The sequence below is a fragment of the Enterocloster lavalensis genome, assembly GCF_046603895.1.
Classification (GTDB): Bacteria; Bacillota; Clostridia; order Lachnospirales; family Lachnospiraceae; genus Enterocloster; species Enterocloster lavalensis.
This window is the reverse complement of the sequence record NZ_CP176637.1, coordinates 313,558-327,177: the sequence shown is the minus strand read 5'-3', so window position 1 is coordinate 327,177 and position 13,620 is coordinate 313,558. Positions and strand designations below refer to the sequence as shown.

The 13,620-nt window shown below is 58.8% G+C and carries 10 protein-coding genes and 1 pseudogene; 10 read left to right on the top strand and 1 reads right to left on the bottom strand.

Annotated elements, in window-relative coordinates:
• Window positions 1-166 precede the first annotated feature (166 nt).
• Window positions 167-1,544: pseudogene (locus ACK2JC_RS01500) on the bottom strand (transposase).
• 176 nt (window positions 1,545-1,720) lie between these two features.
• On the opposite strand from ACK2JC_RS01500, the gene ade reads away from it, so the two are divergent.
• The 10 genes from ade (at window position 1,721) to ACK2JC_RS01450 (ending at window position 13,539) form a co-directional block, all read left to right on the top strand.
• Window positions 1,721-3,493, top strand: coding sequence for an adenine deaminase (gene ade, locus ACK2JC_RS01495; RefSeq protein ID WP_411338376.1), 1,773 nt, complete (start codon window positions 1,721-1,723; stop codon window positions 3,491-3,493).
• Window positions 3,494-3,759: 266 nt separating this feature from the next.
• Window positions 3,760-4,488, top strand: a complete 729-nt coding sequence (locus tag ACK2JC_RS01490; RefSeq protein ID WP_227169349.1) for a GntR family transcriptional regulator — start codon at window positions 3,760-3,762, stop codon at window positions 4,486-4,488.
• 217 nt (window positions 4,489-4,705) lie between these two features.
• Window positions 4,706-6,835, top strand: coding sequence for a xanthine dehydrogenase family protein molybdopterin-binding subunit (locus ACK2JC_RS01485; RefSeq protein WP_368271360.1), 2,130 nt, complete (start codon window positions 4,706-4,708; stop codon window positions 6,833-6,835).
• Window positions 6,832-7,962: a BMP family protein gene (locus ACK2JC_RS01480; RefSeq protein ID WP_368271361.1), complete on the top strand. Its 1,131-nt coding sequence runs from the start codon at window positions 6,832-6,834 to the stop codon at window positions 7,960-7,962. Before ACK2JC_RS01485 ends, ACK2JC_RS01480 begins: the two co-directional genes overlap by 4 nt.
• 91 nt (window positions 7,963-8,053) lie before the next feature.
• The gene (locus ACK2JC_RS01475) at window positions 8,054-9,586 is read left to right on the top strand and encodes an ABC transporter ATP-binding protein (RefSeq protein ID WP_092360322.1); all 1,533 of its coding nucleotides are present in this window, start codon (window positions 8,054-8,056) and stop codon (window positions 9,584-9,586) included.
• Window positions 9,576-10,634, top strand: coding sequence for an ABC transporter permease (locus tag ACK2JC_RS01470; RefSeq protein WP_107434985.1), 1,059 nt, complete (start codon window positions 9,576-9,578; stop codon window positions 10,632-10,634). Before ACK2JC_RS01475 ends, ACK2JC_RS01470 begins: the two co-directional genes overlap by 11 nt.
• Window positions 10,627-11,571 carry an ABC transporter permease gene (locus tag ACK2JC_RS01465; RefSeq protein ID WP_092360324.1) on the top strand — a complete coding sequence of 315 codons (945 nt, stop codon included), beginning with the start codon at window positions 10,627-10,629 and terminating at the stop codon, window positions 11,569-11,571. The genes ACK2JC_RS01470 and ACK2JC_RS01465 overlap by 8 nt, the downstream gene beginning before the upstream one ends.
• Window positions 11,572-11,573: 2 nt before the next feature.
• On the top strand, window positions 11,574-12,089 hold the full coding sequence (locus ACK2JC_RS01460; RefSeq protein WP_320938182.1) for a hypothetical protein: 516 nt from the start codon (window positions 11,574-11,576) through the stop codon (window positions 12,087-12,089).
• On the top strand, window positions 12,086-13,075 hold the full coding sequence (locus ACK2JC_RS01455; protein ID WP_320938181.1) for an FAD binding domain-containing protein: 990 nt from the start codon (window positions 12,086-12,088) through the stop codon (window positions 13,073-13,075). Before ACK2JC_RS01460 ends, ACK2JC_RS01455 begins: the two co-directional genes overlap by 4 nt.
• Window positions 13,075-13,539 (top strand): (2Fe-2S)-binding protein, encoded by a 465-nt coding sequence (locus ACK2JC_RS01450; RefSeq protein WP_320938180.1) that lies wholly within the window; start codon window positions 13,075-13,077, stop codon window positions 13,537-13,539. The genes ACK2JC_RS01455 and ACK2JC_RS01450 overlap by 1 nt, the downstream gene beginning before the upstream one ends.
• The last annotated feature ends 81 nt before the right edge of the window (window positions 13,540-13,620 follow it).

Here is a 13,620-nt window from a genome sequence, read left to right as displayed (position 1 = left end):
CTGAATAAGTGGGATGTATTCGGATAATGGCGCACATTCATAAGCCATACGTTTTATGGAGTTGGTAAGTCCTATGCAATTAAAGATTTTAACGTCCGTATGCATTCATGCTTATGAATCTTATCTGCGAGAACCACACCGATTAATTGTGTAATGCCTGCGAGGATTAGGTCGGCATGAAGTGTTTTCTCATTTTGGGTTTTACGTCCGGCCAGACAGAAGCAGTCTTTTAAGTGATTGATAGACCGCTCCACATAGGTTCTGGTTTTGTAGACCTTATTCCATTCGTCAGTCCCTCGCAGAATACCTGGATAGGCACGAAGATTTTTCTCTGGATAAATGTAAATCATTCTGCCACAGGAAGACGTGGTACATGGGTTGTCACATTTACAGAGCCGGTGATAGTTTCCAGAAGAAGGATCTTTTATCCAAACAACTTTGGGACAGACGAATTTGTATCGTGTGACGCCGCTTTTAAGCTTACAGGTTCCTTCGTATTTCATTGGAAGAGAGGGATCCTTTGGACAACAGGGAATCCCGTTTTCATCAATGGTATAGTCAAGGTTTTCAAGATGTGCCCTGGAGTTCAAAGGAATATAGGCTTTCTTGAAGTGCCTGCCATTACCAAAGGTATCCCCGGAAAGAAGTTCCTTGTACAGGCGGACCGAATCAAAGGCGGAGTCACCAAGGAAGGTGTCAGGCCGGATCAGAGGATGTGTAGCGAAAAAGTCCTGAAGAGTAGGAATCAAGAGCCTTGCGTCATGGACAGATTTGTCCTCATCAGGCGAATCGGATTTCTTAGAAATGGTAATTTCAGGATGCTTCTCAAAGAAAGCTTTGTTGTAGAAATCAATGTGCCGGATAATGCCGAGGCCATTAGTAACAATTCCTATCTTATAGGCGTAACAGAAATGCCCATCGATATAGAGCTGTTTGATCTCCGGATTGGCAGCTGAATGTGAGGGCATGGAAGCATAGGCAGCTTTATATGGATCATAAGAATCGTCAAAGCCTTTGGATTTTGCATACGCTTTTAGCTGTTTAATGATGCGGTTTGCGTATTTAGGATTGTTTTCAGTAACCCAAGCTTCTATACCAGAAGAATCGAAGATAGTCATACTGGCTTTGGAAGAGTCAATCGCCTGACAGATAGGTTCAGTGAGGTCAACAAGGCGTGAGAAAACATCTTCGAGTTCAGGAAGAAAATCCTGTTTGAAGCGGGTTATCTTAGAAGCATCGGGGACTTTGTCAAAGCCACAGAATTCTCTGAGATGTCTGGAATAATGAAGGAAAATAAGCAGTAACGAGTCAGTAGGAATAGAAAAAATACGTTGAATGATTAAGGCCCATAAAAGGGCGAACAAAGGGTATTTGCGGGTTCTGCCCGTTGATGCATAGAAACGCTTCCGGAAGGAAGCAGGGACAATTTCAATAAGGTCAATATGGGATTGGAGCAGTGACAGGAAAGCAGGTTTGTCAGATTCATAAATATCCTGGCAACATGAAAAAATATCTGCCAAAGAAAGCTGATTGTATGGTATCATATAGGTACAACTCCTTTCAGGTGGATATGGTTGATTGTTACTGGACATCTCAATTTTACCATAAACCTGTGAGGAGTTGTTTTATTTTGACAAAGAAAAAAGCCCGAATTTATGAGGGCTGTGGCGTTTCGCAAACGCCTAGAGTACAATCAAAATAAGTGAGGAGAGAACATTCCATGAGAACATTAGAGGAACTGAAGGAACTGGTCGCCTGCGGCAAGGGGGAGATTGCCTGCGACTGGAAGCTGGCCAATGTGCAGCTGGTGAACGTGTATTCCCGGGAGATTTATCCCACGGATATCTATATAAAAGGAAAACGCATCGTCTCCATCGAACCGGGCGTCCATCTGGAGGCAAAGCAGGTGAAGGATTGCGGCAATCTGTACGCCATCCCGGGGATGATCGACTCCCACATGCATTTTGAGTCCACCATGCTGTCGCCGGAGGCATTGGCCGACGTGGTGGTGCTCAAGGGGACCACCACCATGATGGCGGACCTGATGGAGATCGCCAACGTGGCCGGGGAGGCGGGGCTCAAAGAGATGTTGAAGTCCCTGGAGCGGATGCCCTGCCGCATGCTGATCGAGGTGTCCTCCCGGGTGCCCACCGCCCCGGGTCTTGAGACCACCGGCGCGGTGCTGGGCGCGGCCGAGGTGGACGCGCTTTTGGGCTGGAAGGAGAGCGTCAGCCTGGGGGAGATGGATTCCTCCAAGATTCTGTTGTCCCGTGAGGACGAGTACCTGGAGAAAATCTGCTCCGCCCTGAACCGGGGCAAACCGGCCAATGGACACGCCATCGGGCGGCTGGGCCAGGAGCTGAACATTTACGCCTCCTCCGGCATCTCCGACGACCACGAGTGCGTCACCGAGGAGGAGATGGTGCAGCGGCTGCGGGTGGGCATGAAGGTCTTTATCCGGGAGGGGAGCACGGAGCGGAACGTGGAGGGCCTGGTGCGCGCGGTGGTGGAACACGGGCTGGACACGGAAAATCTGATGTTCTGCACCGACGACAAGCACATCGGCGACATCCGGCGGGAAGGTCATATCAACTACAATGTGAACAAATCCATCGCCCTTGGCCTGGATCCCGTGGAGGCCATCCGAATGGCGACAATCCACGCGGCCAAGCATTTCCGCATGGAGGAGGAGATTGGCAGCATCACGCCGGGCCGCATGGCGGATATTATTCTGGCAAAGGATATCCGGGATATTCAGCCGGAGGAGGTATGGTTTGAGGGCAAACCGGCCGCGGTGGGCGGCGCTATGCTGGAGGAGACAAAGGTCCGTGTGTATCCCGACTGGATCAAGGACACGGTGAAGCTGAAAACGCCTGTGACGGCCGGGAGTTTTGCGGTACCCGCGGGCAGACACGGCGGCGGGGCAGCCGCGCCGGTTCGGGTGATCCGCCTGGTGAAGGACCAGATCATCAACGAAGAGGACCGGGCCGAGCTGCCGGTGAAGGACGGCTTCGTGCTGGCGGATCCGTCCCAGGACGTGGCCAAATTGTCCGTGGTGGAGCGCTACGGCAAGAACGGCAACGTGGGAACCGGGTTTGTCCGGGGCTTCCATCTGGAAAAGGGGGCCATGGCCTACTCCATGTCCCACGACCACCACAACATCGTGACCGCGGGCGTGGACGACGGGGATATGGCGGCCGCGGTGAACGAGGTAGCCCGCCTGCGGGGCGGCCTGGCCGTGGTCTGCGGCGGTAAGGTGCTGGCTTCCATGGAGCTGCCCATCGGCGGCCTGATGAGCGAGGAGGGCCCCAGGGAGGTGGAGGAACGGCTGGACGGGCTGAACCGGGCTGCGGCTTCCCTGGGCTGCGACACCCCGGCGCCCTTTATGGCCCTGAGCTTTATCTCCCTGCCCACTGTGCCGGAGCTGGGGCTGACGGACATGGGACTGGTGGATGTTTTGGAACACAAACTGATCCCGGTGGTGCTGGAGTAATTGGAGTAATCAATGGCGCTATTCTCTAAAAAGATAAACGGTTTTGGTATCTTCAGATTGACAGAAAACAGAGAATGATATAGTATAAATAGGTAGTACCAATATAGGTACTACCTATTTTGCGCTATGCGCCCGGCGGTTCCATGTTCGAACCGCAGCCGGTGAAGCATGTTTAGCGGGCGCGGGTGTGGCCGCGGCCACCATATGGCGCTGCCACAGGCTACGGTTGCGCACAGGGGCGGCGTGTGAGATAAATGGAGGAACGCATGGATCAGGGATTGCAGTTATCAGAGGAAGTGACCCGCAGGCTGCTGGAGGAGATACGCTTCGGCCGCTATCAGGATATGAAAAAACTTCCGCCGGAGGTGGAGCTGGCAGGCCAGCTGGGCGTCAGCAGGACGCTGCTTCGGGACTGCCTGGCCATATTGGAGCGGGAGGGATTTATCAGCCGCAAGCACGGCGTTGGCACGGTGATCAACAAACACGTGCTGGACGTGGAGACCAGGATGGACCTGGAAAAAGAGTTTCTGGACATGGTAAAGGACGCGGGTTATCAGGCGGAGATCGCCAGCGTGAAGGTGGAGATCATGGACTGCGACCGGGAGACGGCGGACAAGCTGAAGCTGGGGCCCGGAGAGCCCATTTTCCGGGTGGACAGGCTGATCACGGCGGACAGAAGGCCCGCGATCTACTGCGTGGACCACATCGGCCTGCGGCACGTGAAAACCGGCTTTTACGAGATGGCGGAGCTGAAAAAGCCGATTTTTTGGTTTTTGGAGCAGTATTGCAAGGAGACGGTTTACATGGATCTGACCGAGGTCCGTGCCGTGGCCGCGGACAGCAGGCTGGCAGCCGTGTTCAATACCGCGGAAGGTACGCCGCTGCTGCACATGGACGAGGTTGGATATAATTTCTGGGGAGAACCGATACTGATGTCGAAGGAATACTACATGGATGGAATTTTAAAGCATACGGTGATGCGTAAAAAAATATAGGCCGGCGGGATTTGCCGGCGCGGGGAAGTTTTTGGTGAACAATTTCATTCTCCCGGCAATGAGGCCGGGAACATGTGATTTCGCTGAAAACTTCTTTTTCTTGGAAATGGAGCAGCGGCGAGGGGACGGCCGGAGCGCCGGGCGTCGAAACGGCGCGTCCGGCGGATAACTGTAAGAAAATGGCGGGCAGAGGCCCGCCGGGAGGGAGCGGATCAAGATGGCGGAACACTATGTGGGCCTGGGCCTGGGACGGAGCGAGGGAATGGACAAGGCTTCGGGGCGGGCCATGTACGCGGGAGATTACCGGGAGGAAGGGATGCTGGAGCTGGCTCTGGTGCGCTCGCCCGTCAGCCACGGGATTCTGGAGGAGCTGGATTTCTCGGCGCTGCCGGAGGACGTGCTGGTATTTACGGCAAAGGATCTGGCGGTCAACGTGGTGGAGGACGTGATCGAGGACCAGCCGGTGCTGGCGGACCGTCATGTGCGGTTTAAGGGGGAGCCGGTGGCCATTGTGGCGGCGGCCACCCGGGAGCGGGCCCGTGAGGCGGCGGCCCTTGCAAAAGTGGTCTGCCGGCCCCTGACGGTAGTCCGGGATGTGGCGGACGCGGCAGACCCAAAATTCCCTTCCCTCCACGAGAAGGGGAACCTGCTGGTGGACTTTGAAAATGAAAAGGGATCGGTGGAGCAGGGCTTTGCGGACAGCGCCCTGATTCTGGAGCAGGATTTTGAGACGCCGGTCCAGGACCACGGCTACATGGAGCCGGAGGCCTGCTTTGCCAGGATCGACGGGGAGGGGAGGCTTTTGGCCTACACTTCCACCCAGAACGTGTTCCACGACCACCGGATGATCTGCCGGGCCCTGGGCCTTGCGCCGGATCAGGTGCGGGTGAAGGCGGCCACGGTGGGAGGCGGTTTCGGCGGAAAGGACGGCAATACGGCCCAGATTTTCGCGGCGGCCGTGTCCTGGCTCACCAAGCGGCCCGCAAAGCTGGTGTTTGACCGACGGGAGTCCCTGGAAACCAGCTACAAACGCCATGGGGTGCGCATGCACGTGAAGATGGGATTTTCCCGGGACGGCCGTATCCTGGCCTTCGACGGGACCGGGGACCTGGACACCGGGGCTTACGCCGGGCTGGGACCGGCGGTGCTGGGGCTGTTCACGGAACATTTTGCGGGACCCTATGACATTCCCAACGTACATATTAAAAGCAGATTGTGGTACACCAACAAACCGGCGGCCCACGCCATGAGGGGTTTCGGAGCGCCTCAGGGGGCTTTTGCCACGGAGACTTTGATCAGCCGGGCGGCGGGAAAGCTGGGGCTGGACCCCATTGAAATCCGCCTGAAAAACGCCCTGGAGACCGGAAAATACGGCGCGCTTGGGCAGAAGATGGAACACTGCGTGGACTTTAAGGGCGCGCTGGAGCTGATCCGGGCCAGCGATCTGTGGAAGAGCCGGGAGGCCAACCGGGACCCGTACGTGGGTTACGGGATCGCGGGAGGCCATTTGAGCTGCGGGCTTGGCAAGAACATCCCCGACACGGCCAGTGTGGTGGTGGAGGAGACGAAGCCGGGATACTACCGCATCCGCGTAGGTTTTGTGGATATCGGCCAGGGCAGCCGCACCGCCCTAAAGGCCATGGCGGCGGACGCTCTGGAGACGGACCTGGATCACATCGAGATGATTATGTCCGACACGGCCGAAACCCTGGACTGCGGCTCCGCCGCGGGCTCGCGTTCCACTTTTATCGCCGGAAACGCACTTTTGGCGGCGGTGAAGGAGTTCAGGAGAAAAAGAGCGGAGGAGGGCGGCGCTGCGCCCCTGGCTGCCACCGGCCATGCCTCATTCCCCGAGTCCGCCAAGGCGTTTTCCACCCCGGGTTTCCCTCACGCCATGTACACCTTCATCGCCCAGGCGGTGAAGGTGCGGCTGGACCCGGTGACGGGAAATGTGATCCTGCTGGACGTGGCCGCGGCCACCGAGGCCGGGCGCATCATCAATCCGCTGTCCATGGCGGGGCAGATTCAGGGCGGCGTGGCCATGTCCGTCGGTTACGCCCTGGGCGAGAACTGCGTGTTTGAGGACGGAAGGCTGCTGAACGCGGACTTTTCCACCTACCTCATGCCCACGTCCCTGGACGTGCCCCACATCGCAAGCTACCACGTGGACGCCTACGAGCAGGCCGGGCCCATGGGAGTCAAGGGCGCGGCGGAGGTTTCCACCGTATCCATTGCCCCGGCCATCGGCGGGGCCATCGAACAGATATCAGGGGCCAGGCTCAACAGCCTGCCCTTCGATATAGATAAAATCTTACAAGCAATGGAGAAAAAGGAGGAGAAACAATGAAAAAGAGTGCAAGAATGCTGGCGGCCGCCATGGCCGCGGTGATGATTCTCACCGCCTGCGGTTCCGGAAGCGCCGGATCCACCACCGCGGCTCCCGCTGGGGACAGCAAGGCGGCCGAGACCCAGGCTGAGGCCGGAACCGAGGCTAAGGAGAGCGGCGCGGCGGAAGGCGAAAAAGCGGGCGCGGACGGCGTTTTAAAGGTGGCCCTGATCCTTCCGGGCAAGAAGGACGACGTGTCCTTTAACCAGGCCATGTTCCAGGGTATGCAGAAATATGTGGACGCCCACGCCAATGAGATCGATTTAAAGGTTGTGGAGAACGTGTACGAGGTGGCGGACATTGAGCCGGCGCTGATGGACTTTGCGGACCAGGGCTACGACGTGGTGTTCGGCCATGGTTTCCAGTTTATGGAACCCATCGTCAAAGTTGCCCCCAACTATCCGGATACAAAATTCCTGCTGGGAACCGGATACAAGTCAGTTGACAACTCTGCGATTTACGATGTGTCGCTGCAGAGCGGCGGTTATCTGATGGGCGTGATCGCGGCCCTGGCCTCCCAGTCGGGCAAGATCGGCGTGGTAGGCGGCGCGGATGCCTCCGAGATTTTCCGTGGACATGAGGGCTTTAAGTTCGGCGCAAAATCCGTGAATCCCGACATTGAGATTCAGGAGGTTTACACCGGAGACTGGACCGACACCGCTGGCGCCAAGGAAGCGGCCGTGGGCATGTACGATTCCGGCGTGGACGTGATCTGGCATTCCGGCGACGGCATCGGCCTGGGCGTTGTGCAGGCGGCCAAGGAGAAGGATATGTACTGCCTGGGCAACGTGGCGGATCAGAACTCCCTGGCGCCCGACAATGTGCTCAGCGGCGTGGTGTATCAGTGGGAAGCCGTTATCTCCGGAATTTTTGACGATATCCGCAGCGGCAGCTTTACCGGCCGCGAGGAAGCGGACCGCTTCTACTGGATCAACGCTGAGGACGGAGGCTTAAGTTATGCTCCCATCAGCGATCCCAAGGGATGGCTGACCGACGAGGACAAGGCGCAGATTGAGGATACCTTCAAGAAGCTTCAGGCCGGCGAGATCGAGATGCCGGAGTTCACTCAGGGCGAGGCGGCGAAGTAGGGCGCTTTTTACCGGCAAACGGGCTGCGGCGGGGCAGGTTTCATTTCCCCGCCGCGGTTTCCCTGCGTTTCGATTCAGGAGGTCTGTACAGATGGAAACATTAGCAGTTGAGATGCGTGACATAACCAAAATATTCGGAGGGGTAAAGGCCAACGACAGGATTCAGTTCTGCCTGCGGGCCGGCTCCATACACGGCCTGCTGGGTGAAAACGGCGCGGGCAAGACGACACTGATGAATATCCTGTACGGTCTGTACCGCCAGGAGGAGGGGGAAATCCTCATCCGCGGGCAGAAGCAGGAGATTTCATCGCCAATCAAAGCAATTTCTTTGGGCATCGGCATGGTGCACCAGCACTTTATGCTGGCCCGGTCCCTGACGGTGGTGGAAAATGTGATGCTGGGGCGCAAATCCCGCAAAGGCATCCTTTTGGACACCCGGGAGACGGCGGAGGAGCTGGTAGCTCTGGCCGAGCGGTACAAGATGAAGGTGGATCCCTATGCCAAGGTCTGGCAGTTGTCTGTGGGAGAGCAGCAGCGGGTGGAGATTCTTACCGCCATCTACCAGGGGGCGGACATCCTGATCCTGGACGAGCCGACGGCCGTGCTCACGCCCCAGGAGACAGAGGTGCTCTTTGAGACCCTGCGGCACATGAAGGAGGATGGCAAGTCCATCATCCTGATTACCCATAAATTGGAAGAAATTATTTCGATTGTCGATGAAGTGACGGTCCTTCGGGACGGAAAGCTGATCGGAACCCGCCTGGCCGGACCGGACATGACCAAGGAGGAGCTGACCCGCATGATGGTGGGCCGGGACGTGCTGTTTAACTTCACGGAGCCGGAGCGGTCCCCGGGGGAGGTGCGCCTCTGTCTGGAAGGAATCTGCGCCAGGAACGACAAGGATTACCCGGCTTTGACGGATTTTTCCCTGGAACTGCGGGAGGGCGAGGTGGTCGGCCTGGCCGGCGTGGACGGCAACGGGCAGAAAGAGCTCTGCGAGGTGATCACGGGGCTTCGGACCGCGGACAAGGGCGTTTTGAAAATGGACGGGGAGCCCATCACCAACCGTCCGCCGGTATTTTACATCAGAAAGGGCATCGCCCACATCCCGGAGGACCGGCACACCACGGGTCTGGCCCTCAAATGGAGCCTGAAAAAGAATCTGGTGTTAAAGGCCTTCGGCCGGGAGCCCTTCTCCCGCCACGGCTTTATCAATGAAAAAACCATCGATGCGTTCTGGGACAAGGCCCGGGCGGAATACCAGATCAAGGCTTCCTCCGGGGACGAGCAGGCCAGAAGCCTGTCCGGCGGCAACCAGCAGAAGGTGATTTTAGCCAGGGAGCTGTCGGAGCACCCGCGGGTGGTGGTGGCCAACCAGCCCACCAGGGGCCTTGACATCGGCGCTTCCGAGTACGTGCGCCAGAAACTGCTGGACGCCAGAAACGAGGGCTGCGCCGTGCTGCTGGTCAGCGCGGACCTGGAGGAGATTCTGCAGCTTTCGGACCGCATCGCGGTGATTTACGACGGCCGCCTGATGGGCATTTTGCCCAGGGGCGCGTCGGTGGACGAGATCGGCAGCCTGATGATGGGAAAGCAGAAGGAGGCAGACGAACATGGGAAATAAACTGAAATCAGCGGCCGGGGAGGTCTGCGCCGCAGTTCTCACCATCGCCATCGCGCTGGCCATCGGCGCAGTGCTGGTAAAGCTCTCCGGAAATGATCCGGTGGAGGCGTACCAGACCCTGTTCCGGGGCGCCTTTGGCTCCAAACAGCGCATCTCCGAGGTGTTTGTGAAAATGGTTCCCCTGTGCATGATGGCCTTCGGAACCAGCGTGGCCTTCCGGGCGCAGCTCTGGAACATCGGAGGCAACGGCCAGTTTATCCTGGGAGCCATTGCAGCCATCCTGCCGGGGCTCTACCTGAAGCTGCCTCCGGTGATCTTACTGCCCCTGTCCCTGATCTGCGGCATGCTGGGCGGCGCGCTGTGGGCGGGGCTGGCTGCGGTCTTAAAGATCCGCTTCAGCGCCAACGAGGTGATCACCACACTGATGCTCAACTACATCGCCACCTATTTCCTGGCATTTCTGGTTCACGGACCTATGAAGGACCCGGTGGGCGGGGATTTCCCACAGTCGCCCAATATCGCGGAGGCCCTGCGCCTTCCCCTGTTCTCGGACCGCCTGCGCATCCACGCGGGTATCTTCGTGGGGATTTTGGTGGTGGCCGTAATGTTGTTTTTCTGGAAAACCGTCCTTGGCTACCGCATCGACCTGGCGGGCCAGGGGGAGAAGGTTGCCACCTACTCCGGCATGAGCGTGAAGCGCACCGTGCTGATCACCATGATGATCTCCGGGGCGTTGACCGGCCTGGCGGGCTGGAATGAGATTTACGGCGTGCAGTACCGCCTGTTGGAGGGCGTGGCCAGCGGTTACGGAGATATCGCGGTGGTAATCGCGCTGCTGGGAAGTTTAAACCCGGTGGGCATTGTGATTGCAGGATTTTTCTTCTCCGCCCTGATGGTGGGCGGGGCCACCATGCAGAGGATGACCGACGTCCCCTACTCCATCGTGGATATCATACAGGGCCTGGTGATCGTGTTCATCATCGCCCGGACCACCCTGAATCTGACGGTGGTAAAAAACTGGATTGGAAGGAGGCAGCGCCATGCTTAGCAATATTTTTACCGTAGGCTTTCTGGTGAGCCTGTTCGCCAGCACCGTGCGTTTGGCAACGCCCATCCTGCTTCCGGCCCTGGGACAGATTTACACCCAGCGGGCGGGCGTCTTAAATCTGGGCGTGGAGGGCACCATGACCATGGGAGCGGTCACCGGCTTTGCGGCGGCCTTTATGACCGGCAGTCTCTGGGCCGGCGTGCTGGCGGGCATTCTCACCGGCGTGCTCTGGAGCACGGTTATGGCCTGGCTGTCCGTCACCATGCGGGCCAACCAGGTGATCGCGGGCACCGCCTTAAATATTCTGGGCGGAGGCGCGGCGGTTTACCTTTACCGGGTGATTTTCGGCATCCAGAGCCTGCCGCCCCAGGTGGAACCCTTTGCGGCGGTGCACGTGCCGGTGCTGTCGTCCATCCCGGTGATCGGCCCCATTTTCTTCCAGCACAATATTCTGGTATACTTAAGCTACCTGATGGCTATCGTCACCTGGTTCATTTTGGAGAAAACCACCTTCGGTTTGAAGATCAAGGCGGTGGGAGAGAACCCAAGGGCCACGGATTCCAAGGGCATCAGCGTGGCGAAGACACGTTACGCGGCGGTGCTGATCGGCGGAGCCTACGCCGGGGCCGCGGGCGCTTTTATGTCCACCGCGTACATGAACCTGTTTACCGAGGACATTATCAGCGGGCGGGGATTTATCGCCGTGTCCGTGGTCATTTTCGCCCGGTTTATGCCCTTCCGGGCCATCTGGGGCGCGCTGCTGTTCGGCTTTGCAACGGCGCTTCAGATGCGTTTGCAGGCCCTGGGGATCAATATCGCCAACCAGCTGATGCTGATGCTGCCTTATGTGCTGACCATTCTGGCCCTGGTGACCGCGTCCCGGAAGGCGGAGTTCCCCAGCGCCTACACAGTGCCCTATTCGAGATTGGAGCGATGAGAATGAAGAAAAACAGCCGGCGTTTGGCCTGGATCTGCGCCGCGCTGGTCTGCCTGGGGCTTACGGCCGGTCTGTGCGCCTTTTCACAGGGGCGGGTCAGGCCCTCCCGCGAGGAGGCGGAGCGGACCGTGTGCGCGTTTGCGGAGGACTTAAACTACCATTACAAGGAGCCGGAGCGGCTGTACGATTATCTGACAAAGGATTTCCAGTCCCGGATGAGCCGGGAGGAATTTGTCCGGGCCTTTGTGAAGGAGCGCTCCTACCCCTATCTGACGCCGCTGTTTATCAATTACGAGTCTATGGAGCTGGCGGAGGACGGAAGGAGCGGGAAAGCCGTTTTCTCACAGGCCGCCAGGCTGCCGGGTATGGTCTATGAGCTGCCGTTTGTGTACGAGGACGGGCGGTATAAGGTGATTGCCTTTGAAGATTTTCCGGACGGCAGCTACCTGGAAAAATTTGACAAGCTGACCTATTCCTTGGACAGCTATTTCGACAACATGGGGGAGGGAGAACAATGACTGTGTGCAGAATGATTCAGCCGGAAACGCTGGAGGAAGCCCTGGAGGCGCTGGCGGGAGAACGGGCCATGGCCTGCGCCGGGGCCACCAATCTGTACGTGGACCGCAGACACGGCAAATATCTGGATTTTGATTATGTGAGCCTGGAACATTTGACGGAGCTTCGGGGAATCCGCAAGGAGGCCGACGGATGGCATATCGGCAGCATGACCAGCTTTTCCGAGCTGGAGCGCTGCGGGATCCCCTTTGCCGGGGCGCTGGTCACGGCGGCTTCCCAGGTGGGAGGGCCGCAGATCCGCAACCGGGGAACCGTGGGCGGAAACATTATCTCGGCCTCCCCGGCCGCAGATTCGGTGCCGCCCCTTCTGGCGCTGGACGCCGTGCTCCGCCTGGTGAAGGCGGGCGGTATTTCGCGGGAGGTTGCGCTTAAGGATTTCATGAAGGGGCCCGGGCGGACGGATTTAAGGCACGGCGAACTGCTGGCCGAGGTGATTCTGCCCCACAAGAGCGGCCGGTCGGTGTTCTACAAGGCCGGAAAACGCAACGCATTGGCTATCTCACTGTGCAGCTGCGCGGTGTATATGGAGGAACGCCAGGGCGCGGTGGGAGAGATCGCCGTGGCCCTGGGCTCGGTGGCACCCACCGCAGTGCGGGCCCAGAGGGCGGAGAAGGTGTTGGCTGGGGCTAGGCCTGGGGATTTGTGCCGAAGAGAGCTGACGGAGTTGGCCGGAGAGGCGTCGGCGGAGCTGGCCGGAGAGGTTCCGGCGGGGCCGGGCAAAGGTGGGCCTGCAAAGCTTGCCGTGGGCCTTGCCGCCAGCGCGCCCGCCTGTCTGGCGGAGTCCGCGTTCCGGGAGCGCCTGCGCGCCGCCCTGATGGAGGACATTGCCCCCATCGCGGATATCCGCGCCACGGCGGAGTACAGAAGGCGCATCGCCTTTCGCATGGTGCTTCACAACGTGACGGAATTGTGGAGGTGTTTTGAGTGATGGAAAAGATTACGCTTTATATAAACGGTGAGGAACGGCAGGTGGAAATCGGGCCAATGGACACCCTGCTTCATGTGATCCGTGAGGTCCTGGGTCTGACCGGGACCAAGGAGGGCTGCGGGGAAGGGGATTGCGGCGCATGCACCGTGCTGGTGGACGGAAAGACCGTGAACTCCTGTATTTACCCGGCCATTCAGGCGGATGGCCGCCAGGTGATGACCATCGAGGGGGTGGAACGGGACCCGGAGCTGGCGAAGATCCAGAAAGCCTTTGTGGACCACGGAGCCGTTCAGTGCGGCTTCTGCTCTCCGGGTATGATCCTGGCCACCTGCGCGCTGCTGCGGGAGAATCCCAACCCCACGGAGGCCCAGATCCGCCGCGGCCTGTCCGGCAACCTGTGCCGCTGCACCGGCTATCAGGCGATGGTGGACGCGGTGGAATCCCTGATCGGCGGGGAGCGTTAAAGCGGAGGGAGAACCGCCCGCCCGCGCCCGCGGGGCTGCCGTGTGTGTGTGAACCGCCCGCCCCTGTCCGCGGGGCTGCCG